This is a genomic window from Porphyrobacter sp. MBR-155, from assembly GCF_040547625.1.
Lineage (GTDB): Bacteria > Pseudomonadota > Alphaproteobacteria > Sphingomonadales > Sphingomonadaceae > Erythrobacter.
On sequence record NZ_JBEPQB010000009.1, the window covers coordinates 85,803 to 108,908 of the forward strand.

Sequence of the window (23,106 nt, forward strand, 5' to 3'; positions counted from 1 at the left end):
CGGCTCTATCGGATGTCACATGGCTATTATTCGCAAAATCGCAATCACCCTTGGTGTCCTTGTCCTGCTGCTCGCTGCGGCGTTCTGGTTTCTCAGCCGGGGCGATACCGCCGATCTTTCGGTTGATGATGTCGCGGGCACCGATCCGGTGTTGCAGGAAGGCGATCCGGAAACCTTCCCGACGGTGAAGATTGCAGAGCCGGTGGGCTGGCAGGCCGATGAACTGCCAGTTCCGGCCGAGGGGCTGGAAGTGGTGCGGTTTGCCGAAGGGCTCGATCACCCGCGTGTGCTTTACACCCTGCCCAATGGCGATGTGCTGGTGGCACTGACCCGTGCGCCTGCCAGCGACAAGAGCGGCGGCGGGATCATGGATGCGATCTATGGCTGGATTGCCAACCGGCTGATGACCAAGGCCGGGGCGACGGGCGAATCCGCCAACCAGATCGTGTTGCTGCGCGATGCCGATGGCAATGGCACGGCGGAAACCAAGACCGTGATTCTTGAAGAAGGGCTCGATTCGCCTTCGGGCATGAGCTGGCAGGATGGCACGCTTTATGTCGCCAACCACAACGCGGTGCTGGCGTTTCCCTATGCCTTGGGCAGCGACAAGGTGACGGCTTCCCCGCGCAAGCTGATGGACCTGCCCGGCGGCGGCGGGCACTGGATGCGCAATATGGAACTCTCACCCGACGGCAAAAGCCTTTACGTTGCGGTCGGTTCGGTCAGCAATATCGGCGAAGCGGGCATGGCGGTTGAGGAAGGCCGCGCAATGATCTGGGAATATGATCTGGCCGCCGGACGCCAGCGCCCGTTTGCGGTGGGTCTGCGCAATCCCAACGGGCTCGATTTCAGCCCGTGGACCGGCGAGTTGTGGACGACGGTGAATGAACGCGACATGCTGGGGTCGGATCTGGTGCCCGATTACCTCACCAATGTCCCGGTCGGCGCACAATATGGCTGGCCGTGGATCTATTACAAAACCAATATTGATCGCCGGGTCGAAGCGCCGATGCCGCGCTTCCTGCTCGAATATACCCGCAATCCCGAATATGCGCTCGGCCCGCACGTGGCTGCGCTGGGGCTGGTGTTCAACAGGCAAGGCCATGTGATGGGCGATAAATTCGCCAGCGGGGCGTTTATTGCGCGGCACGGATCGTGGAACCGCAAGCCGCCTTCGGGTTATGACGTGGTCTATGTTGCGTTTGATGCGCGCGGCAATCCGGTTGGCAAGCCGGTGCCGGTGCTGACCGGGTTTCTCAAGGATGACGGCACCACCCGCGGGCGGCCCACCTGGGTCGAATGGGGCGGAGACGGTGCGCTGCTGGTATCGGATGACACCGCCGGGATCATCTGGCGGGTGCGTGCGCCCGGTGCCAGCCCCGCGCCTGCGATTGCCGCGCTGCAAAGCGAAAAGCTGCCCCCCCGCCAATTGACCGACCCGCGCGCCGCGTTCGAGGAGGATTACCTGCGCGAACAGGCGGGGAAAAAGGCGAATTAGAGCATCGTGCTGAAAAGTGGGATCCGGTTTTCAGCTTTTTACGATGCGACAACAAAGATTAGAGCGGGCGACGTGCGTCAGATTTAACGCAGCCCGCTCTGGAGCCGCACCCCCGCGCGCCCCGCCAGTTCGGTCGCGAATTGCAGCGCGGTGCGGCCTGAACGGTTGCCGCGCTGGATCGCAAAGGCGAGCGCTTCCTCAGCGTCAAAAATGAGGCCGAGCGGGGCGGTGTAGCCTTCAAGAATGGCCAGGTAGGTGTCCTTGTCCGCCGGGTGAAAGCCGAGGCTCAGCCCGAACCGGTCTGCCAGCGCCAGCGCATCATCGCGCTCATCACGTTCATGGATGGCGGCGCTGGTGTCTGCGCGTTCCACAATCGCGCGGCGGTTGGCGGTCACGGCCAGGCGGATATGCGGCGGGCGCGGGGCAACCCCGCCGTCGAGCAGGCTCCTGAGCGCCAGCATCGCCGCGCGCCCATCCGCGCCAAAGCCCAGATCATCGATAAACAGCACGAAGGCGCGGGGCTGCTCTGCAAGCTGCGCGATCAGCGTGGGGAAGCTCGGCAGCGTCCCGGGGGCAAGCTGCACCAGCGCCAGCGCGCCGTGCGCTTGCCCCTGCACATCAGCCACCGCCGCGCGCACCAGCGCCGATTTGCCCATCCCGCGCGCGCCCCATAACAACGCATCATGCGCCGCAGCGCCCGCAGCCAACCGGGCGAAGTTGGCCCGCAGCGCGGCTTTTTGCGCGTCGATCCCGTGCAAGTTGTCGAGCGGTAGCGCATCGAGCGCCGGCACGGCCCGCGCGCGTTCGCCCTCCCACACATAGGCGGGCGCGCTCAGCCAATCGGTCGGCGGCGCGGGCGGCGGGGCAAGCCGTTCGAGCGCGGCGGCGATGCGCTCCAGCGGGTCGCGCCGATCCATGTCAGCCCACCAGCGCGGCGGCGGGCAGGGTGTAGAGCCCGGCGGCCCCGGCGGTCGCCCCGGCGCGCAGACCGGCGGCTTCGGGCACGATCCGGTCGAGGAAGAACCGCACCGTCACCGGCTTGGTCGCGGCGAGCGATGGTGCTGCGCCTGCGGCCACCGCGTGCGCCTGCTTCATCAGCTGCCACCCGGCGACCGCCACTGCCGCCATCGTGCCAAACGGGACACTGCCTGCGAGCCGATCATCAAGGCTCGCCTCGTCACGCATCCAGCGCGCGATGGCGGCGCAATCCTGCGCCAGCGCTGCAAGGCTCGCTTCCCCGGCGGTGGTATCGCGCGCGATGCTATCGAACAGCGCGATCATCGCCTCCCCGCCGTCCAGCCCCAGTTTGCGGGTGACAAGATCGGCGGCCTGAATCCCGTTGGTGCCTTCGTAAATCGGCGCAATCCGCGCATCGCGCCAGTGCTGCGCCGCGCCGGTTTCCTCGATAAAGCCCATCCCGCCGTGAATCTGGATGCCGAGGCCCGCCACTTCCACCCCGATATCCGTGCCCCACGCCTTGATCAGCGGGACGATGATCTCGGAGCGGTTCTTTGCCGCGTCATCGCCCAGATTGCCGCGATCGACCTGACCGGCGCAGTAATAGAGCAGCGCGCGAACCGCCTCGGTCAGCGCCTTCATCCGCAGGATCATGCGGCGCACATCGGGATGCTCGATAATCGCCACCGGGGTCTTGTCGGGTGAGCCTGCGCGCGCCGATTGCACCCGGTCACACGCATAGGCGAGCGCCTGCTGGGTCGCGCGTTCGGCGATCTGCGCGCCCTGGTTGCCGACATTGATACGGGCGTTGTTCATCATCGTGAACATCGCCGCCAGCCCCTTGTTTTCATGCCCGACCAGTTCGCCGATGCATTCCCCGTTGTCGCCGTAGCTCATAACGCAGGTGGGCGAGGCATTGATGCCGAGCTTGTGTTCAAGGCTGACGCAGCGCAGATCGTTGCGCGCGCCCAGCGTCCCATCATGGTTGACATGATATTTGGGCACCACGAACAGGCTGATCCCGCGCGATCCATCAGGCGCACCCGGCAGGCGTGCCAGCACGAGATGGATGATGTTGTCCGCCAGATCATGTTCACCCCAGGTGATGTAGATCTTCTGGCCGGTGATGCGGTATTTGCCCGCGTGCGGCCCATCGGTGATCGGAACCGCGGTGCTGCGCAGCGCGCCGACATCGCTGCCCGCGGCAGGCTCGGTCAGGTTCATCGTGCCCGACCACTTTCCGCTGACGAGATTGGGCAGGTATTTGGCCTGCTGATCCGCGCTGCCGTGATGTTCCAGCGCCTCGATCGCGCCGACCGACAGCATGGGGAGCAGATTGAACGCCATATTCGCCGCGCCGAGGTTTTCGAGCACGTTGCACGACAGCGTGAACGGCAACCCCTGCCCGCCGAACTCGGCCGGAGAGGCAATCGCGTTCCAGCCTTGTTCGACATAGGCGCGGTAGGCCGCGTCAAACCCGTCCGGCAGCCGCACAACGCCGTTCTCCAGCCGCGCGCCTTCCAGATCGCCAATGCGGTTCAAGGGCGCGAATTCCCCGGCGGCGAACTGCCCCACGCCTTCGACGATGGCTTCGACCAGATCGGCTTCGGCATGGGCGAAGCGGGCGGTCTGGGCCAGTTCCTCGATCCCGGCATTGACGCGAATGGCGAGCAATTGGTCAGCGGTCGGCGGGGTATAGGGGGTCACGGCGGGGTGCGTCCTTTGGCATGGGAAGTGGGCCTTGCACTTGGCAGGGCGAGGGTTTGAATATAGCGCCGGGGCATGAGCGGCAAGAACGTTACGGAAGTGGTGCTGGCCAACGCCGCAGGGGTCGCCCGCGCGGCGCAGATCCTCGAATCGGGCGGCCTGGTCGCGGTGCCGACCGAGACGGTCTATGGCCTCGCCGCGCGGGCTGACAGCGCCGAGGCGGTGGCGCGGATTTACGCCGCCAAGGGCCGGCCCGATTTCAACCCGCTGATCGTCCATGTGCGGGATATGGAGCAGGCGGTGCGGTTCGGCGAATTCTCACCCCCTGCACTGGCGCTGGCCGCTGCACATTGGCCCGGCCCGTTGACACTGGTGGTGCCGCGCCGCGTTGACGCCGGACTGGCTGACGCGGTGACCGCAGGCCTGCCCACCATCGCCCTGCGCGCCCCCGCCCATCCGGTGATGCGCGCGCTGCTTGAGGTGGTGGCATTCCCGCTCGCCGCGCCATCGGCCAATCGCAGCGGGTTTATCAGCCCGACCACGCCCACCCACGTGCTCGCCTCGCTTGATGGGCGGATCGATCTGGTGCTCGATGGCGGGGCGTGCAGCGCGGGGGTGGAATCCACGATTGTCGCGGTGCGCGCGGATGGCAGCATCGCAGAACTGCGCCCCGGCCCCCTGCAAATATGCGCGCAGGCTGCCTCAGAGGGGAGCGAAGCGCGGATTGAAGCCCCCGGCCAGCTCGCCAGCCACTATGCGCCGGGAAAGCCGGTGCGATTGAATGCGACTCACGCCGAAGCGGACGAATTCTGGATCGGATTTGGCGCGGTGCAGGGTGATTGCACACTGTCAGTGGGCGGTGACGTCAGCGAAGCAGCGGCGCGGCTCTACGCCTGCCTTCACGAAGCCGCCAACGCCCCTCACCCGCGCATCGCCATCGCGCCGGTGTCGGAAATGGGCGTGGGCCGCGCAATCAATGACCGGCTGCGCAGGGCAGCGGCAGACTAACGCTCAGGCTCCACCGGCACACCCCGCATCAGCGCGTTCATCTCGGCGCGGATTGCCTGCGCCTTGTCACAAGCTGCATCATCGCCGTCTCCGCAGCGTTCCATCTGCCTGTCGTAATCACGTTCGAGCGCGCCCAGCCGTTCTTCGCGCTTGCGGATTTCCCGCCCGCGTTTCTCGTCGGCTTCGGACTGGCTGGTGGTCGCCGCATCCACCCCTGCGCTCGCGGCCTTCACCGGCAGGGTGACAACATCCACCGCCGCACGGGCGAGGCACCCTTGCAGGGCAAGGGCAGCGAGCATCAGGACGACGAGATAAGCGGCGCGCATGGGGCAACTTTTCACCCGCCGCGCGCTGTAATGCAAATATTATTCGGCAGGCTTGGGCGCAATCGGGGTGGTTGGAGCGGTCGGGGTAACCGGAACCGCGCCTGTTGCCGGGACAGCGGCGGTCGCGGTGCTTTTCGATGCGCAGGTGAGCGTGCCCGATCCGAAGGTGTTGACGGTGCATTTGGCGCTGCCCGCGACGGTCACATCGCCGGAACCTGCTATATTGGCTTCAACCTCACCGTCTGAGGCAAAGGCAACGTCACCCGCTCCGCCGATTGACACTTCGGCGCGATCGGCTTTCAGTCCGGCAAGTTCGACATCGCCGCTGCCGCCGATATTGATCTCAAGCCGCTTGGCCGTGCCCGCACCTCTCACCGTTCCGCTGCCGCCGATGTTCACGTCGAGCTTGTCTGCCGCGACGCTGGCGAAAGTGACCGTGCCCGATCCGCCGATCGAGATTTCAGCAGTGCTGGCAAGCGATTGCGCCTGCACCGTGCCGCTGCCCGCGATCACCACTTCGCTGGGCGGGGGCATGGTGATGCGGATGGTGGCGCTCTGGTTGCCGCTCCACCCATCCGTGCGGGTGATGCCGATCACTTCGGAATCGCGCACAAACCGCAAGCTATCGGTGTTCTGCCCTTCGACCTTGAGCGCGAAGACATCGCCTTCGGTAAGGATCACGGTGTCGCCCGAAGACAGCACCAGTTCGGATGGCGGGGGGCCGGCGATCTCAACCTCGGCGAGCGGCACGCCCTCCTTGCCATTGATCGAAACATCAGCGCCATCACACCCCGCCAAGGGGGCGGCGAACGCCAGCACCGCAAGCGGCGCCGAAGATTTGATGAGGGGTTGGATCATGCTTTGCTCTCCCGTCAGGCCGAATGGCGTATTACTTATATAATACACCTCGGCCAACGGCACAAGCACAGCCGTAAACAAAAAGGGCCGCCCCGGCGGGGGCAGCCCTTGATGGTTGCTCAGTTGCCTGAGGAACGAATTACGCTTCTTCGGCGCTTTCGTAATATTGCGGCGCGTGTTCGCGCAGCACGTCAAGAATCTTGTTCAGCGCAGCCGGTTCATCGGTTTCCTCCATCGCCGCGAGTTCGCGAGCGAGGCGGCTGGATGCGGCTTCGAAAATCTGGCGTTCCGAATAGCTCTGTTCGGGCTGATCTTCGGGGCGGAACAGATCGCGGGTCACTTCGGCAATCGATACGAGGTCGCCCGAGTTGATCTTGGCTTCGTATTCCTGCGCGCGGCGCGACCACATGGTGCGCTTGACCTTGGGCTTGCCCTTCAGGGTTTCCATCGCCTGTTTCAGGGTCTTGTCGGAGGACAGCTTGCGCATTCCGATCGCTTCGACCTTGCCCACCGGAACGCGCAGCGTCATGCGTTCCTTTTCGAACCGCAGGACATAAAGTTCGAGCTGCATTCCGGCGATTTCCTCGCTCTGCAGTTCAATTACACGGCCCACGCCGTGCTTGGGGTAAACAACATAATCGCCGACCGTGAATGCGTTTGCGGTGCTTGCCATGCAAGTTCCTTTCTGTGCGCCGTCTTGCCAGCAGGAGAGCGGAGAATCATCCCTGCGGCGGCTAACCCAACCGAGGTGAGAACCTCGTTTAAGGTAAAGCGCCGTGAGCGGATCATCCGGTAAGGGGGGGTGCTGGTGTCGGGCCTTCCTGGTTTTTTATCGCCTGCGCTGGCCTCAACCCTGCGCGGTGCAGGCATTATATAGCACACCCGCAACAAAATTGCGAGTCGGCGATTGCTTGTGCCCCTGCACCGCGATTCGGGCGCAACTTTGCTGGCGAAATCAGTCGCCTTCGCCGGGCGCTTCGCTGAAATATTTCTCGAACTTGCCCGGCTCGCCCTTGTGCTCGTCGGCATCTTCGGGCGGGGATTTCTGGCTGGTGATATTGGGCCATTCGGCGGAATACTTGGTGTTCAGCTCCAGCCACTTTTCCAGCCCGTCTTCGGTATCGGGCAGGATCGCTTCGGCCGGGCATTCGGGTTCGCACACGCCGCAATCGATGCATTCGCTGGGGTTGATCACCAGCATATTTTCGCCTTCGTAGAAGCAATCCACCGGGCACACTTCCACACAATCGGTGTATTTGCACTTGATGCAGTCTTCGGTGACGACGTAAGTCATTGAGGGTCTTTCAAAAGCGCTTTTCGGGTAGGTCAGGCGGGTTGTCCGCCACAAGCGGCGACGCTGCTATGGGCATTTGCCCTTTACGGTCAAGTTCGGCCTCGTCAACCTCGCGGAACTGGCCAACCTCTCGATAATGCGAACGGGCGCTGGCAGGCGGGCCGCGTCGGTCGGGGATCGTCAGCAGTTCGATCACCCGCACGCTATCGCCCAGCGCGATGGTCAACACGTCACCAATATACGCTTGCTCCGATGGCCGCAGCACATGTTTTCTGTTGCGGCGTAAAGCGTGGGCTTCGATCAGCGCGACCGCCGCCGAGCGGGTGCGGGCGAAGCGGAGATAGACCAGCAGCCGGTCGATCCTGATGGATGGGGAGCGGATTGAACCTTCCACACCGCCCGCCATTACCGCTTGAGCAGGTCTGCCAGCTTGTCGAACGCGCCGCTGGCACGGGCCGGGCCGGTGTCGCCAAAGGGTTTGGGCGCGAGCTTGGGCGCGGGTCTGGATGCGCTCTGGGCGGGGCGAGGGGGGCGCTGGGCGGCATCGCGATCAGGTCTGGCCTTGGCGGGTTTGCCCTTGGCGCGTGGCTGGCCCGAATCGGCGCGCGCGGCACTGCGCACAGGCCGTCGTTCTTCGCGTTCACCGGCGCGGCGCGGGCGCCAGTGCCAGCGGTCGTGTGCGGGTGGGCCGAACGCGCCTTCGGGCAGAGGCCGCGCACGGTCACAGCGGAAACCCGCGCTGCCCAGCAGGCGGCGGGCGTTCTCCGCTTCAAGCCCGATTGACACGGGCAGTGCCAGATCAATCCGGAAGGTGAGGTTGCGCTGCTTGGGCTTGGCGGCAGTAACAACAGCGCGCGCTTCAAACGCGGCGCGCAGGATTTTCTCCGCCAGATCAACCCGGATCGCCTGCGACCCTGCGTAACGATAGCCCGCAGGCAACCGCCCCTGCGCCCAGCTTCCTTCGGCCAGCACCGGCAGCATCGCTGGCTCCAGCGGCCGAAGATCGAGGCCCAACGCGTGCAGCAAGTGGCGCGGCGCGGGTTTGAGCAAGGCGGGCGCGAAAATATCGAGCGCGCCGAACGTCACCCCCAGCTTGCGCAGGAACGGGCGCATTTCCTTGGGCAGATGTTCCAGCCCGGCGTCTTCGCGGCTGATCACCCCGCGCGCGTCGATCAGCGTGATCAGCAGCGCGCGCGCCTGCGACCCGGCTGCGGGATCGCGTGCGGCCTCGGCCAGTTTGCGCAACGGGGCCAGCGGCTCCAATTGCTTATCGAGCCATGCGGCAAGCCCTGCCTCCAGTTGCGCGCGCGAAGCCTCGGCCAGCAACCCCAGATCGCGGGTCAGCGCGAGGCGGGCGTTGCCGAAATTGCCTGCACCGACATGACCCGGAAAGGTGATCTCCGCCAGCGCGCGGCCTTGCCCTTGCCCCCCACCTTGCCCCTGCCAACGGATCGCGCCGCCAGCGATTTCCAGCTCGCCAATGCCGCCGGCCAGCAGCCATTCGGCGCGGCTGGCGAGCAGCGCGGGCAGCGCCTTTTCCCCCGCCGCCAGCAGCATCCGCCGATCATGCGCGCCCGCCGCAGGATCGACATGGAAACGGAATCCTTCAAGCCGCCCGATGGTTTCCCCCTCGACCGTCAGATGCCCATCGGGTTCCAATGTGACCGGCAGCGCGCCTGCGTCCTGCCCCAGCGATTTCATCAAAAGTGTCGTCCTCCGGTTGACGAAGCGTTCGGTCAGCCGCGCGTGCAGCGCATCCGAAAGCTTCGCCTCGACCGCGCGAGCCCGCGCCGCCATTTCGTCTCGTGCCAGCACCCAATCGGGGCGCTGGCAAATGTAAGCCCAGCTGCGAATCGCTGCGATCCGCCCTTGCAGCGTGTCGATGTCGCCCTGCATCCGGTCAAGTTCCGCGATGCGCGCGGCGACGAAATCCGCGCCGATATAGCCTTGGCCCAGATCCTGCCACAGCCGTGCGACAAACCGCGCGTGCTGTTCCACTCCAAGGTTGCGGAAATCGGGGAGCGAGCACGCCTCCCAGAACCGCCGGACGCTGCCTGCCCCGCGCACGGATTGGGCGATGCTGTCTTCCGAAAGCCGCCGCAGCACCGCCATGTCGACCGCCTCGGGCGCAGCGCGCAGCACCGCATCATCGGGCCGCGCTTCCAGATCGGCGATCAGCGTGGGGAGCGTATCGAACCGCGGCTCCGCCTCGCGCCAGAACAGGTGGGTCAGCGGCGCGAACCGGTGTTCTTCAATCGCGTAGATTTCTTCATCGGTGAAGGCGAGCGGCTCGCCGCTATCCACCTTTCCCATCCCCGACAGCGTGCCGAACGTCCCATCGCGCTGGTGCCGCCCCGCCCGCCCGGCAATCTGCGCCATTTCCGAAGGGGTCAGCCGCCGTTTGCGTTGCCCGTCGAACTTGCTGAGCGCGGCAAAGGCCACATGATCGAGATCGAGGTTCAACCCCATGCCAATCGCATCGGTGGCGACGATGTAATCGACCTCGCCCGATTGAAACATCGCCACTTGTTTGTTGCGGGTTTCGGGTGAGAGCGCGCCCATCACCACCGCCGCGCCGCCTCTGAAGCGCCGCAATGCTTCGGCCATCGCGTAAACCTGCTCGATCGAAAACGCGACCACGGCGCTGCGTTTGGGCAGGCGCGACAATTTGCACACCCCGGCGTGCGACAGCGTGGAGAAACGCGGGCGGGTGGTGATGTCCGCGCGCGGGATCAGCGCCTTGATGATCGGTTGCAGGGTGGAGGAACCGAGGATCATCGTCTCCTCGCGCCCGCGTGCGTGCAGCAGCCGGTCAGTGAAAATATGCCCGCGTGCAGGGTCAGCGCCCAATTGCGCTTCGTCGATGGCGACAAAGGCGTGCTGCCCCGCCGTGCGCGGCATGGCTTCGGCGGTGCAGAGGAAATAGCGTGCGTCGGGCGGCTCGATCCGTTCCTCGCCGGTGATCAGCGCCACCTGCTTATCGCCCTTGATGCTGCGTACCCGGTCATACACCTCGCGCGCCAGCAGCCGCAGGGGGAAACCCATCATCCCGGACGAATGGCCGCACATCCGTTCAATCGCCAGATGGGTCTTGCCGGTGTTGGTCGGGCCGAGCACCGCGCGCACGCTGTCATCGCGAAAGGCAGCGCCGCGCGAGGCGACGGAATGATCGCTGAGGGGAAAGGTCACAGTGACACGGCTTGTGTCAGGCTTGGCAGGGTGGGGCAAGGGCGCGCACCCATCACCATTCGGCCTACGCACAACACCTTGTCGCATCTGCGATACGGCTGGTCGCTGGTTAATGCGGGATTTACTTTGTTGTGGCAGGAAAATGCGACAAAGGAGCGGTTGGGATAGAGGCAAGCTTGCCCCGTCAGGGCGCCGCTTTCAGGGCACAGATGTTGGATCATGCGCGCAATCTGAACGATCCGCCCGAGCCGGAGCACGGCCCGGAAGCGGATCTGCGCGCCGTATCCGCATCAGCCGGGCCTGCCCCGATCGATCCTGAAACCGCGCGCGAATTGCTGCCCTATTTCCGCAATGCCAAGGCGCTGGCCCCGCCAACCGCAGCGCAGCAGGCCGGGCGCACGGTGCTGGCGCGGGTCAATGGTGTGTCCGAACGTTACGACGAATGGCGTCTTGCCGCCTCGCGCTGGTTCGACAGCCTCGATCTTGCGCCTGACCTGGCCGAAAACATTGGCAGCCGCCGGTGGTTTCGCGGGCTGGGCACGATGGTCGGCCTTGGCGTGGTGGCGCTGGCCTTGTGGCCCGATCTGACCCCATTGGAAGCGCGGCCCGCGATGCCGCATGGTGACGCGGTGACCAGCGAATTGCGCAGCCAGATGATCCTGCCGCTGGCGCTGGGCGCGGATAGCGGGCGGCGGATGGGGCCGACGCAGGCGGTCATCCCGCTCAAAAGCGCGCCCGAACGCCCGCAGATCCAGATGGTGGTGACATTGACGCCGGGGGACAGCTTTGCCGCGATGCTGCGCCGCGCCGGGGTTGCGGCAGACGATATTGATCGCGCCGCCGCGCTGGTCGATCAGGCGCTGCCTTTGGGGGAGATTGCTTCGGGAACGCAGATGGACGTGCTGCTCGGCCGCCGCCCCGCACCCGGCCAGCCGCGCCCGCTTGATAGCCTCGCCTTCCGCGCGCGGTTCGATCTGGAGCTGCAACTGACGCGGCCCGGCGTGGGTGAGATTACCGCCGATGGCATGCCGGTGATACCCAACGGGCCGCTGGCCTTGAAACGCAACATCATCCGCGTCGACGATACGCCGCTGCGGGTGCGCGGCCCGGTGGGGTCGAGCCTTTATCGTTCGATGCGGCAGGCCGGTGTCCCGGCCAGCGCGGTGCAGGAATATCTCAAAGCGCTCGATGCGCAGATCGACCTTGACCGCGAAGTGCGCTCGACCGACGAATTCGACATCATCATCTCCTATCGCCGCGCCGCGACGGGCGAACGTCAGGCGGGGCAGTTGCTCTATGCCGGGGTCGACCGCGCCGGAAAGCCGCGCACCCAGTTGATGCGGTGGGGCAAGGACGGGCGGTTCTTCGAAGCGTCGGGCGTGGGTGAGCAGCGTCGTGGCCTCTTGGCGCCAGTGCCGGGCGCGATTTCATCGGGCTTCGGGATGCGGCGCCACCCGATCCTTGGTTATCGGCGGATGCACGAAGGTATGGATTTCAAGGCGCGTTATGGCACCGCGATTGTCGCTGTCAGCGATGGCCGGGTCAGTTCTGCGGGCCGCGCGGGCGGCTGCGGCATCGCGGTGCGGCTGGATCATGGCAGCGGGCTGGCCACGCGCTATTGCCATATGAGCCGGATGGCGGTGAGTTCCGGGCAGCAGGTGCGGCGCGGGCAGGTGATCGGCTATGTCGGATCGACCGGGCTATCGACCGGCCCGCACCTGCATTACGAAATGTATCGCAGCGGGCGGGTGATCAATCCGGCGAGCGTGCAATTCGTCAACCGCGCCGAACTTTCGGGCACCGAACTGATCGATTTCCGCCGCCAACTGATTCAGATGAAAGATATCGAGGTCGGCGCTGCGCTGCAGGATCTCGAACCGCTGCCGAGCGAGGTCAAGGAACCGCTGCGCGAGATCGAGAAGGTCGAGATCGCGCAGCCGGTGCGCTGAACGACTTGTCCCAACGCCCGGATTGCGCCTAAACCCGCGCGCATGACCGCCAGCTATCCCAACACTCGATTGCGCCGCACCCGCGCCCACGCATGGAGCCGCGCGCTTCACCGCGAATCGATCCTCACCCCCGCCGACCTGATCTGGCCGCTGTTCGTGACTTCGGGAACAGGGGTGGAGGAGCCGGTTGCCAGCCTGCCCGGCGTATCGCGCTGGTCGGTCGATGGGATCGTGGCGCGCGCGAAAGAGGCGGCGGCGCTCGGCATTCCGGTGGTGGCGCTGTTTCCCAATACGCCGCATGATCTGCGCAGCGATGACGGGGCCGAAGCGCATAATCCCGATAACCTGATGTGCCAGGCGATCCGCGCGATCAAGGATGCCTGCGGGGATGATATCGGCGTGCTGACCGACGTGGCGCTCGATCCCTATACCGCCCACGGGCAGGATGGGCTGGTCGATGCGGCGGGCTATGTCGTGAACGACGATACGGTGGCCGCGCTGGTCGATCAGGCGATCAATCAGGCCAATGCGGGCGCGGACATCATCGCCCCGTCCGACATGATGGACGGCCGCATCCGTGCGATCCGCATGGCGCTGGAAATGAACGGGCACGCCAACGTGCAGATCATGTCCTACGCCGCCAAATATGCCAGCGCGTTCTACGGCCCGTTCCGCGATGCGGTGGGCAGCGGCGGATTGCTCAAAGGTGACAAGAAAACCTACCAGATGGACCCGGCCAACGGCGACGAGGCGCTGCGCGAGGTGGCGATGGACATTGCCGAGGGCGCGGATTCGGTGATGGTCAAGCCCGGCCTCGCCTATCTCGACATCGTGCGCCGAGTGAAGGAGCGATTCGATGTGCCGGTGTTCGCCTATCAGGTGAGCGGCGAATACGCGATGATTGAGGCTGCGGCACGGGCCGGAGCGGGGAATCGCGATGCGCTGGTGCTGGAAACCCTGATCGCGTTCAAACGCGCCGGTGCAAGCGGCATCCTGACCTACCACGCCGCCCACGCCGCCCGCCTGCTGAATGGCTGACATGGCCGGGTTCCGCTGCGAAACCGAACGGCTGATCCTGCGCGACTGGCGCGAGGCGGATTGGCCCACGTTCTGGCAGGCGACCAACACCCCGGCGGTGATGCGCTGGCTGGGCGGGGTGGCGGATGATGCGGCGCGGGCCGCTGCGCAAGAACGCCTGCTCGGCTATCAGCGCGATCATCGCCACACCTTCTGGGTGGTGGAACGCAAGAGCGACGCCGCGCTGCTCGGCTTTTGCGGGTTGAAGCGTTCCAATCAGGCTGGCGGGCCGCAGGGGATGATGGAAGTCGGCTGGCGGCTGCGTGAGGATGCCTGGGGGCAAGGCTACGCCAAAGAGGCTGCCGCCGCCGCGCTGGCCCTTGCGTTTGATCGCTTCGCTGCGGATGAGGTGATCGCGCTGACGGTGCAGGGCAATACCGCCAGTTGGGGTCTGATGCTGCGTCTGGGGATGGAACGGCGCGCGGATCTCGATTTTGACAGCGGCGATTTCGATCCCGAAAATCCGGTCATTATTGTCCATTCAATCACCCGCGCGGTCTGGCAAGCGGGATGATGGCTGCGGTGCTGACGACTCCCCGGCTGGCGCTGCGCGCAATCGCTGTTGACGACCTCGACCCGCACATGGCGTTGCTCAACACGCCTGCGGTGATGCAGTATCTGGGCGGCGTGCAGACGCGCGAGGTTATCGCGGCCAAGCACGCCGCATCGCGGGCCAGTTTTGCCGCCGAAGGGTTCGGCTTCATGATGATGGAGGAGCGGGCGACCGGCGACATTGTCGGCCATTGCGGGTTGCGCCGCGTCGCCCACCCGCTCGCCCCCAACCCGCACGACTTCGAAATCGGCTGGCTGGTGCGTGAAGATCGCTGGCGGCGCGGCTATGCTCTGGAAGCGATGCACGCGGTGGTCGATTGGGGCTTTGGCGTTATTGGTGCGCCGCAGATCGTCGCCTTGACCTGCGCGGCCAATGTGGGAAGCTGGCGATTGATGGAAAAGCTTGGGATGGAACGGCGCGAAGACCTCGATTTTGCCGATCCGGGTGAGCCTGAACCGATTATCCAGTATGCAATCACGCGAGCGCAATGGGAGGCGCACAGACTATGACTTATCGGCCCCCCGAACGACCGGGCGTCACCATCATCCCGATCCACGGCAAGACCCCGCGCATCCACGATACCGCTTTTATCGCGCCCGGTTGCACGATCATCGGCGATGTCGAAATCGGGGCGGGATCGTCGATCTGGTATAATTGCGTGCTGCGCGCCGATGTCAGCCGGATCGTGATTGGTGAACGCAGCAATGTGCAGGATGGATCGGTGCTCCACTGCGACCCGCCGCGCCCGGGCGATCCGGAGGGATCACCGTTGATCATCGGTGACGATGTGCTGATCGGCCACATGGCGATGGTGCACGGCTGCACGATCGAAAGCCGCGGGTTCGTTGGCCTTGGCGCGATTGCGATGAACAAGGCGGTGATCGGTGCGGACGCGATGCTGGCAGCGGGCGCGATGCTGACCGAAGGCAAGGTGATGGCCCCGCGTGAGCTGTGGGGCGGCCGCCCGGCGCGCAAGATGCGCGATCTGGATGAAGCGGCGATCATGGGAATGCGGATCGGCACCGCTCATTACGCCGAAAATGCAAAACACCACGCCAAAGCGGTGGCGGCGGCGCTGACGTAAGCGGGGATCATGGCGCGGCCCAAGCCCGATTTCCCGCCCGCCGCGGCGCTGTTGGCGCTGGCCGATGATCGGCGGCGATTGGCGTTGAGGGTTACGCCGGGCGCGCGCAGCGAACAGATTGCGCTGGGCGATGGCGCGGTGCTGATCAAGGTTCGGGCCAAGGCGCATGATGGTGAGGCCAACGCTGCGGTGCTGGCGATGTTGGCGCGTGCGCTGGGCATCCCCCCGTCAAAACTGCACCTGCTGCGCGGCGCGACCGGGCGCGATAAGCTAGTGCAGATCGACGCTTGATATCAGCGCGCTGGTATTAACGCTCTGGCCCGCTCCACGCGCCCGGTTTTGCACCCGCATCGCGCAGCCGCAGCGCAAGCCCCAGCACCACCCCGACCCCGATGGCAATGGTAAGATCAGCCACCACGGTCAGCACCATGGTCAGCACCAGCAACCCGCGTTCGGCCAGCGGCGTTGCCCAATATCCGCGCCACTTGTGCGGCTCGCTCATGTTCCACGCGGTGATCAGCAGCAGCGCGGCCAGCGCGGGCATCACCAGATAACCCGCCAGCGGGGCGGCCACCACCATGATGATCAGGATGATGATGGCGTGCAGCACGCCCGCAACCGGGGTCTTGCCCCCGGCGCGCACGTTGGTGGCGGTGCGCGCAATCGCTCCGGTGGCGGGCATCCCGCCGAACAGGCCGGAACCCAGATTGGCCCAGCCTTGCGCGGAAACCTCGGCATTGGGGCGATGCCGCCCGCCCATCATGCGATCCGCCACCGTCGCCGAAAGCAGCGATTCAATCGCGGCGAGGAACGCGATCACCATTGCCGATGGCAGTAGCTCGATCAGCCGCGCCGCACTGATATCGGGCAGGCTGGGGAACGGCAGGCCGCTGGGTAATGCACCATAACGCGATCCGATGCTATCGACCGGCCACTGCGCCAGCGCCGCGATTGCAGAAATCGCCGCGATGGCGACGATCAGGCCGGGCAGGCGCGGGAACTTCCAGCGCAGCACAATAATCAACCCCAACGCCCCCGCACCGGCGGCCAGCGCATAGGGGTTCAACAGTCCGCGCGCCGCCCACAGGGCAGGAATTTTTTCGAGGAAATCGGCGGGTATCGCAGTCAGGCCAAGGCCAAAGAAATCGTTGATCTGGCTGGCGGCGATGATGATCGCGATACCGATGGTGAAGCCGTTGATCACCGCTTCGGGCACATAGGCGATCAGATTGCCAATCCGCAGCCAGCCCGCCGCGATCAGGATAATGCCCGCCATCATCGTGGCCAGCACCAGCCCATCATACCCATGTTCGGCAATCACCCCGAACACCACCACGATGAACGCGCCGGTCGGCCCGCCAATCTGCACCCGGCTGCCGCCCAGCAGCGAAATCAGCAGCCCGCCGATGACAGCGGTAATCAGCCCCTTGGCCGGATCAGCGCCCGATGCGATCGCGATGGCGATGCTGAGCGGCAGCGCGACCATCGCGACAGTCACGCCCGCGATCAGATCGGCGAGGAACAACGAAGGGCTGTATTCCTTCATTGTGGTCAGAATTTTCGGTTGCATGAACGCAGCCGCTACGCCGTGATTGGCGACGACGCAATCCAAGAGGTGGGGAAATGGCGCTGCGCCCAGAAGTTGCGCGGCGCGACTTGTGCGCCGAACACCAGCCTGCGCCATATTCATTGCAATGCCATATGTTTGCGGTAAATCCACCGCACGGCGCGCTGGTTATCAGTCGCGCCAACAAGGAACCGCTTTTATGAAGTTCATTCCGCTGGCCGCGCTCGGCCTTGCTGCCGCTGCCCTGACCGCCCCGGCCTTCGCCGCTGAAGATGATGCGGCCACCACCACTGCTGCTGCTGCTGCGTTCACGGTCGATATGCCGATCGAAGCGCTGATGGCTGATGAGCGCGCCAAGGCGGCGGTGCTCACGACCTTGCCCGATCTCGATCAGCATCCGGCCTATGAACAGTTCAAGGCGATGAGCCTGACCGCGGTCGCGCCGTTCTCGCAAGGGATGATTACCGAGGAAGTGCTGGCGAAAATCGCCGCTGACCTCGCCGCCATTCAGTAAGCCGACTGCTGCCCCCCCCTTTTCTTTTTCAAAGAAGGGAGGCGGTTGTGCGGTCGGGCCTCAGCCCTCTCCCGCCTCAGACGCGGGCTTTTTCGCGGGGGCCTTTTTCTTCTCAGCGGGCTTTCTGACTGCTTTCACCTTCGGCGGGGCCGGGGTGATTTCAAAGGTCGGCTTGCCGTCCTTGACGCTGACCTGCACCTCACCGCCGTCTGACAGCTTGCCGAACAGCAGTTCTTCGGCGAGCGGTTGTTTGATCTTGTCCTGGATCAACCGGCTCATCGGGCGGGCGCCGTACAGCTTGTCATAGCCCTTGTCGCCCAGCCAGCTGCGCGCTTCGCTATCAAACTGGATGTGGACGTTCTGTTCGGCCAGCTGCAATTCCAGCTCGAGGATGAACTTGTCCACCACTCGCGCCACGGTTGACCGGCCAAGGTAGGCAAACGGCACAATCGCATCAAGCCGGTTGCGGAATTCAGGCGTGAACATCTTGTTCACCGCCTCGGTTCCGGCGTCTTCTTTCGACACGTCGCCGAACCCGATCCCGCTGCGCGCCATGTCGGACGCGCCGGCGTTGGTGGTCATGATCAGCACGACATTGCGGAAATCCACGGTCTTGCCGTGATGATCGGTCAGGCGGCCATTATCCATCACCTGCAACAGGATGTTGAACAGATCGGGGTGCGCTTTTTCGATTTCGTCGAGCAGCAGCACGCAATGCGGGTTCTGGTCGATCGCATCGGTCAAAAGGCCGCCCTGATCATAACCGACATAGCCCGGAGGCGCGCCGATCAGGCGGGAAACGCTATGGCGTTCCATATATTCGGACATATCGAAGCGTTTCAGCTCGATCCCCATGATGCTGGCAAGCTGACGCGCAACTTCGGTCTTGCCCACCCCGGTGGGGCCGGAAAACAGGAAGCTGCCAATCGGCTTGTCCGGATCGCGCAGCCCTGCGCGGCTCAGCTTCATCGCGGTCGACAGCCGCTTGATCGCTTCGTCCTGCCCGAACACCACGTGTTTCAGATCGCGTTCGAGGTTTTCGAGCGCTTTCTTGTCGTCCTTGCTCACCGATTTGGGCGGGATGCGCGCCATGGTCGCGATCACCGCTTCGATTTCCTTGGCGGTGATGGTCTTCTTGCGGCGGCTGGGGGGCACCAGCATCTGCATCGCGCCGACTTCATCGATCACGTCGATCGCCTTGTCGGGCAATTTGCGGTCATTGATGTAGCGTGCTGACAGTTCCACCGCGGTCTTGATCGCGTCGGGGGTGTATTTCACCTTGTGGTGTTCTTCGAAGGCGCTGCGAAGGCCTTTCAGAATCTTGATCGTATCCTCAACCGTCGGCTCGTTCACGTCGATCTTCTGGAACCGGCGCAGCAGCGCGCGATCCTTTTCGAAGTGGTTGCGAAACTCCTTGTAGGTGGTCGATCCGATGCAGCGGATTGCGCCGCTCGACAATGCAGGCTTCAACAGGTTGGACGCATCCATCGCCCCGCCGCTGGTCGCCCCTGCGCCGATCACGGTGTGAATCTCGTCAATGAACAACACCGCGTGCGGCATCGCTTCCAGTTCGTTGACGACCTGTTTCAGCCGTTCCTCGAAATCGCCGCGATAACGCGTGCCCGCCAGCAATGCGCCCATGTCGAGCGAGTAGATCACCGCTTCGTTCAGCACTTCGGGCACGTCGCCTTCAACGATCTTGCGCGCCAGCCCTTCGGCAATCGCGGTTTTGCCGACGCCGGGATCGCCGACATAGAGCGGGTTGTTCTTTGACCGGCGGCAGAGAATCTGGATCGTGCGGTCAACCTCCGGCCCGCGCCCGATCAGCGGATCGATCTTGCCGGCCTCAGCCCGCGCGTTGAGGTTGACGGTGAACTGGTCGAGCGCGGTTTCTTTCTTGTTGCCGCCTTCTTTTGTCTGCGCCGGTTCGTCGGGCTTGTCAGTGCCCTGCGCGGTCTTGGGTTCGATCTGGCGGCCACCCTTGCCGATGCCGTGGCTGATATAGCTGACCGCATCCAGCCGGCTCATATCCTGCTGCTGGAGGAAATAGACCGCATAGCTATCGCGTTCGGAAAATAGCGCGACCAGCACGTTGGCACCCGTGACGGTATCCTTGCCCGAAGATTGCACGTGCAGGATCGCGCGCTGGATCACCCGCTGGAACCCGGCAGTGGGCTGCGGATCGGCCCCATCTTCTGTTTTAAGCGACTGATATTCCTGATCAAGATACTGCTTCACCACTTCACCCAGCTCGGCCAGATCGACCCCGCAGGCGGCCATCACCTGGGCGGCATCCTCATCATCGATCAACGCCAGCAGCAGGTGTTCGAGCGTGGCATATTCGTGCCGCCGGTCAGACGCATTGCCGAGCGCGTTGTGCAGCGTGCGTTCAAGGTTCTGGGCGAAGCTGGGCATGGGAGCGGCCTTTTTCAGCGGGCGGTAAGTGCTCGTGGCGAACGAGCGGGGAAAGCCATTTGCGCATCATATGGGATCGCGCGATAAAATTGCGAATCCGTTACCATCAAGGCGAGGGAGGGCGCGCGGCAGATCATCCGCCGCCCTTTGCGAACAGCGCATCGGCGGCGGCGCGGTGCGCGGCGGCTTTGTCGCGGTGGGCGATCACGCGCGCTATTTCCGCTTCGAGCTGCGCGATACGGGTCGCCAATTCAGCCTGGGAATAGGGCGCAAGATCCTCCGCCGCGAGGCGGGCGGCCGCGTCTCCTTTGGGTCTTGGCAGATCGGGTTCTTCCATCAGGATGCAGCATCGCAAGCCAAGCGGGTTGCTGTCAATCCGAGACACGGTTATTGGCGCGCATCAAGTGGTTAACGAAGCTGGATCAGGGGGATTTTGGTAATGATCGCAGGCAATGGCGCGGAACTGCCCGAAAACATGGCTGCGATCGGGTTCGATGCGCCCGGCGGGCCGGATGTGCTGCGGATCGAAACCGCCCCCCTGCCGCGCCTGCGCCCCAATGATGTGCTGATCCGGGTCGCCTATGCCGGGGTCAACCGCCCCGATTGCCTGCAACGCGCCGGTGCCTATCCGCCGCCGCCGGGGGCATCGCCGCTGCTGGGGCTTGAGGTCGCGGGCGAAGTGGTGGCGGTCGGCTCCGAAGCTCCGCGCGAAATGATCGGGCAATATGTCGCCGCGTTGACGCCGGGCGGGGGCTACGCCGAATATTGCGCCGCGCATTGGCAGCACTGCCTGCCCGTGCCTGAAGGGATGCTGCTGGCCGAAGCCGCGGCGCTGCCCGAAACGCTGTTCACCGTGTGGCACAACCTGTTTGAACGCGGGCTGGCGCGCGATGGTGAGCGGGTGCTGGTGCATGGCGGCACTTCGGGCATCGGGACAATGGCGATCATGCTGGCCAAGGCGTTCGGCATGGAGGTGATCGTGACCTGCGGCGATGAAGCCAAATGCGCCGCCGCCCGCCGGATCGGGGCCGACCTCGCGATCAATTACCGCGAGACGGATTTTGTCGAGGCCATCGCCGCGCATACGGGGGGCAAGGGCGTCAACATCGTGCTCGACATGGTGTCGGGCGATTATGTCGCGCGCAACCTCAAATGCCTCACCGAAGACGGCCGCCACGTTACCATCGCGCTGCTGGGCGGGGCCAAGGCCGATCTCAATATGGCGACGGTGATGATGCGGCGGCTGACGCTGACCGGATCGACGCTGCGCCCGCGTTCCGACGCTTTCAAAGCCGCGCTGGCGGATGAAATCGCCGACAATGCCTGGCCGCTGTTCGCGAGCGGAGAGCTTTCTCCGGTAATGGACATGACCTTCCCCCTCGCCGAAGCCGCCGCCGCCCATGCGCGGATGGAAGCAGGCGCGCATATCGGCAAGATCGTGCTGGAAGTGGCCAAGGGCACGGACAATGGCTGAGGCGCTGACCCTCCACGAAGACCCGCGCAGCGGGAACTGCTACAAGATCAAGCTGACCGCCGCGCTGCTCGGCCTGCCGCTGGAAACGCGCGCCTATGATATCATGAAGGGCGAAACCCGGACGCCCGAATTTCTTGCCCGCGTCAACGCCAATGGGCGCATCCCGGTGCTTGAGATCGGCGCGGGTGCGCAGGCGCGTTTCCTGCCCGAAAGCAACGCCGCCTGCTGGTATCTTGCGCATGGCAGTGCCCTGATCCCGGCAGACCGCTTTGCGCAGGCTGACGTGCTGCGCTGGATGTTCTTTGAACAGTATAATCACGAACCCAACATCGCGACGCTGCGGTTCTGGCTGCGCTTTGTGGGCGAGAAGAACCTTACCGCCGAACAGCGCGCGCAGGTGATGGCGAAGCGGATGGCGGGCTGTGCTGCGCTCGATCTGATGAACCGCCATCTGACGGATCACACCTTCTTCTGCGGCCCCACGGTGACGCTCGCCGATATTGCGCTGTTCGCTTATACCCATGTCGCGGAAGAAGGCGGTTTCGGTCTTGGCGATTATCCGCATATCCTCGCCTGGATTGCGCGGATCGAGGCGCTGCCTGGCTTTATCGCGATGGATTGACTGGGGTTTGACTCCAAACCGTCACGCGTCTGCGCGACGCTTGTAACATTCCGCTGTTATGTCCGCGTCTGAACACGACGTGACACGCAGGGAATTACCATGACCGGTGCCGATCTGTCCGATCTGATCAGCGACAACATTACCAGCCTGCCGCTGTCCGCTCCGCGCACGCCGGAACCCGCCAATGGCGAGCGGCGCAGCTTCCGCACCATCTGGATCAGCGACGTGCATCTCGGCACCAAGGGCTGCAATGCCGATATGCTGATCGACTTCCTCGACAATACCGACAGCGATCTGATGTATCTGGTCGGCGACATCATCGATGGCTGGCGGCTGAAGAAAAAATTCTACTGGCCCGCTGCGCATAATGACATCGTCTGGCGCATTCTGAAACGGGCCAAGCGCGATACCCGCATCATCTACATCCCCGGCAATCATGACGAAATGTTCCGGCAGTTCACCGGGTTGAACTTTGGCGGGATCGAAATTCGCCGCGCCGCCTTTCACGATACCGCCGATGGGCGGCGGCTGATGGTGCTGCACGGCGATGAATTCGATGCGGTGATGCTATCGCACCGCTGGCTCGCGTTCGTTGGTGATAATGCCTACCACCTGATGATGAGGCTGAATGTCGCGGTCAACGCGGTGCGGCGCTGGCTGGGCAAGCCCTATTGGTCGCTGTCCAAAGCGGCCAAGCACAAGGTCAAGAACGCGGTCGAGTTCATCGGCAAATACGAAGAAGTCGTCGCCCGCGCCGCCGGGGAACGCGGGGTTGACGGGGTCGTGTGCGGCCATATCCACACCGCCGAATTTCGCACGTTCGATCACGATGGCCGCCAGATCGAATACTGGAATGATGGCGATTGGGTGGAAGGCTGCAACGCGCTGGTCGAACATCACGATGGACGGATGGAAATCCTCCACTGGCCTGATGAGATCAAACGCCGCGAGGCCGAGCAGGTTCCGGCCGCGCCCGCCGATCCGGCCCGTGCGACGCGCGAGGCGGCGTGAACC

At 64.4% G+C, this 23,106-nt stretch carries 23 protein-coding genes; 12 read left to right on the forward strand and 11 right to left on the reverse strand.

Annotated features, from left to right (window positions below):
- The first annotated feature begins 19 nt into the window (after window positions 1-19).
- The gene (locus ABIE62_RS11110) at window positions 20-1,498 is read left to right on the forward strand and encodes a PQQ-dependent sugar dehydrogenase (RefSeq protein ID WP_354326031.1); all 1,479 of its coding nucleotides are present in this window, start codon (window positions 20-22) and stop codon (window positions 1,496-1,498) included.
- Between the two features lie 83 nt (window positions 1,499-1,581).
- Here ABIE62_RS11110 and ABIE62_RS11115 read toward each other — a convergent pair whose 3' ends face one another.
- Both ABIE62_RS11115 and ABIE62_RS11120 read right to left on the reverse strand, forming a co-directional pair.
- Window positions 1,582-2,415, reverse strand: coding sequence for a DUF815 domain-containing protein (locus tag ABIE62_RS11115; RefSeq protein ID WP_354326033.1), 834 nt, complete (start codon window positions 2,413-2,415; stop codon window positions 1,582-1,584).
- A 1-nt stretch (window position 2,416) separates the two neighbouring features.
- Window positions 2,417-4,162 (reverse strand): acyl-CoA dehydrogenase family protein, encoded by a 1,746-nt coding sequence (locus ABIE62_RS11120; protein ID WP_354326035.1) that lies wholly within the window; start codon window positions 4,160-4,162, stop codon window positions 2,417-2,419.
- 75 nt (window positions 4,163-4,237) lie between these two features.
- Between ABIE62_RS11120 and ABIE62_RS11125 the strand changes: the two genes are divergently transcribed.
- Window positions 4,238-5,170: an L-threonylcarbamoyladenylate synthase gene (locus ABIE62_RS11125; RefSeq protein WP_354326037.1), complete on the forward strand. Its 933-nt coding sequence runs from the start codon at window positions 4,238-4,240 to the stop codon at window positions 5,168-5,170.
- On the opposite strand, the gene ABIE62_RS11130 is transcribed toward ABIE62_RS11125, so the two are convergent.
- From ABIE62_RS11130 to ABIE62_RS11155, 6 genes are all read right to left on the reverse strand, one after another.
- Window positions 5,167-5,496: a hypothetical protein gene (locus ABIE62_RS11130; RefSeq protein WP_354326039.1), complete on the reverse strand. Its 330-nt coding sequence runs from the start codon at window positions 5,494-5,496 to the stop codon at window positions 5,167-5,169. The genes ABIE62_RS11125 and ABIE62_RS11130 overlap by 4 nt on opposite strands.
- 39 nt (window positions 5,497-5,535) lie before the next feature.
- Window positions 5,536-6,354, reverse strand: coding sequence for a head GIN domain-containing protein (locus ABIE62_RS11135; RefSeq protein WP_354326040.1), 819 nt, complete (start codon window positions 6,352-6,354; stop codon window positions 5,536-5,538).
- A gap of 139 nt (window positions 6,355-6,493) precedes the next feature.
- Window positions 6,494-7,027 carry a CarD family transcriptional regulator gene (locus tag ABIE62_RS11140; protein WP_354326042.1) on the reverse strand — a complete coding sequence of 178 codons (534 nt, stop codon included), beginning with the start codon at window positions 7,025-7,027 and terminating at the stop codon, window positions 6,494-6,496.
- A gap of 282 nt (window positions 7,028-7,309) precedes the next feature.
- A complete protein-coding gene (gene fdxA, locus ABIE62_RS11145) occupies window positions 7,310-7,648 on the reverse strand; it encodes a ferredoxin FdxA (protein ID WP_354326044.1) in 339 nt (112 codons plus the stop codon).
- Between the two features lie 10 nt (window positions 7,649-7,658).
- On the reverse strand, window positions 7,659-8,042 hold the full coding sequence (locus ABIE62_RS11150) for a S4 domain-containing protein (protein ID WP_354326046.1): 384 nt from the start codon (window positions 8,040-8,042) through the stop codon (window positions 7,659-7,661).
- Window positions 8,043-8,053: 11 nt separating this feature from the next.
- Entirely contained in the window at window positions 8,054-10,717 is a 2,664-nt protein-coding gene (locus ABIE62_RS11155) for a helicase-related protein (RefSeq protein ID WP_354326109.1), read from the reverse strand.
- Between the two features lie 329 nt (window positions 10,718-11,046).
- Between ABIE62_RS11155 and ABIE62_RS11160 the strand changes: the two genes are divergently transcribed.
- The 6 genes from ABIE62_RS11160 to ABIE62_RS11185 are packed head-to-tail and all read left to right on the forward strand — an operon-like array spanning window position 11,047 to window position 15,791.
- Window positions 11,047-12,786: a peptidoglycan DD-metalloendopeptidase family protein gene (locus tag ABIE62_RS11160; protein WP_354326047.1), complete on the forward strand. Its 1,740-nt coding sequence runs from the start codon at window positions 11,047-11,049 to the stop codon at window positions 12,784-12,786.
- A 42-nt stretch (window positions 12,787-12,828) separates the two neighbouring features.
- Window positions 12,829-13,824: a porphobilinogen synthase gene (gene hemB, locus ABIE62_RS11165; protein ID WP_354326049.1), complete on the forward strand. Its 996-nt coding sequence runs from the start codon at window positions 12,829-12,831 to the stop codon at window positions 13,822-13,824.
- Window position 13,825: 1 nt separating this feature from the next.
- Window positions 13,826-14,377, forward strand: coding sequence for a GNAT family N-acetyltransferase (locus ABIE62_RS11170; protein WP_354326110.1), 552 nt, complete (start codon window positions 13,826-13,828; stop codon window positions 14,375-14,377).
- The gene (locus ABIE62_RS11175; protein WP_354326051.1) at window positions 14,374-14,925 is read left to right on the forward strand and encodes a GNAT family N-acetyltransferase; all 552 of its coding nucleotides are present in this window, start codon (window positions 14,374-14,376) and stop codon (window positions 14,923-14,925) included. Before ABIE62_RS11170 ends, ABIE62_RS11175 begins: the two co-directional genes overlap by 4 nt.
- Entirely contained in the window at window positions 14,922-15,500 is a 579-nt protein-coding gene (locus ABIE62_RS11180; protein ID WP_354326053.1) for a gamma carbonic anhydrase family protein, read from the forward strand. The genes ABIE62_RS11175 and ABIE62_RS11180 overlap by 4 nt, the downstream gene beginning before the upstream one ends.
- Window positions 15,501-15,509: 9 nt before the next feature.
- Window positions 15,510-15,791: a DUF167 domain-containing protein gene (locus ABIE62_RS11185; RefSeq protein ID WP_354326054.1), complete on the forward strand. Its 282-nt coding sequence runs from the start codon at window positions 15,510-15,512 to the stop codon at window positions 15,789-15,791.
- Between the two features lie 16 nt (window positions 15,792-15,807).
- Here ABIE62_RS11185 and ABIE62_RS11190 read toward each other — a convergent pair whose 3' ends face one another.
- Window positions 15,808-17,070 (reverse strand): SulP family inorganic anion transporter, encoded by a 1,263-nt coding sequence (locus ABIE62_RS11190; protein ID WP_354326056.1) that lies wholly within the window; start codon window positions 17,068-17,070, stop codon window positions 15,808-15,810.
- 196 nt (window positions 17,071-17,266) lie between these two features.
- Between ABIE62_RS11190 and ABIE62_RS11195 the strand changes: the two genes are divergently transcribed.
- Window positions 17,267-17,581 (forward strand): hypothetical protein, encoded by a 315-nt coding sequence (locus ABIE62_RS11195; protein ID WP_354326057.1) that lies wholly within the window; start codon window positions 17,267-17,269, stop codon window positions 17,579-17,581.
- 60 nt (window positions 17,582-17,641) lie between these two features.
- On the opposite strand, the gene clpA is transcribed toward ABIE62_RS11195, so the two are convergent.
- Complete coding sequence (gene clpA / locus ABIE62_RS11200) at window positions 17,642-19,996, reverse strand: ATP-dependent Clp protease ATP-binding subunit ClpA (RefSeq protein ID WP_354326059.1); 2,355 nt, start codon at window positions 19,994-19,996, stop codon at window positions 17,642-17,644.
- A 133-nt stretch (window positions 19,997-20,129) separates the two neighbouring features.
- On the reverse strand, window positions 20,130-20,333 hold the full coding sequence (locus tag ABIE62_RS11205; RefSeq protein ID WP_354326061.1) for a DUF1192 family protein: 204 nt from the start codon (window positions 20,331-20,333) through the stop codon (window positions 20,130-20,132).
- A 102-nt stretch (window positions 20,334-20,435) separates the two neighbouring features.
- Here ABIE62_RS11205 and ABIE62_RS11210 point away from each other — a divergent pair, with 102 nt between their 5' ends.
- The 3 genes from ABIE62_RS11210 to ABIE62_RS11220 all read left to right on the forward strand — a co-directional run bounded on the left by ABIE62_RS11210 (window position 20,436) and on the right by ABIE62_RS11220 (window position 23,103).
- Window positions 20,436-21,470 (forward strand): NAD(P)H-quinone oxidoreductase, encoded by a 1,035-nt coding sequence (locus ABIE62_RS11210; protein ID WP_454184735.1) that lies wholly within the window; start codon window positions 20,436-20,438, stop codon window positions 21,468-21,470.
- On the forward strand, window positions 21,463-22,092 hold the full coding sequence (locus ABIE62_RS11215) for a glutathione S-transferase family protein (protein WP_354326062.1): 630 nt from the start codon (window positions 21,463-21,465) through the stop codon (window positions 22,090-22,092). Before ABIE62_RS11210 ends, ABIE62_RS11215 begins: the two co-directional genes overlap by 8 nt.
- A 99-nt stretch (window positions 22,093-22,191) precedes the next feature.
- Window positions 22,192-23,103: a UDP-2,3-diacylglucosamine diphosphatase gene (locus ABIE62_RS11220; protein WP_354326064.1), complete on the forward strand. Its 912-nt coding sequence runs from the start codon at window positions 22,192-22,194 to the stop codon at window positions 23,101-23,103.
- Window positions 23,104-23,106 lie beyond the last annotated feature (3 nt).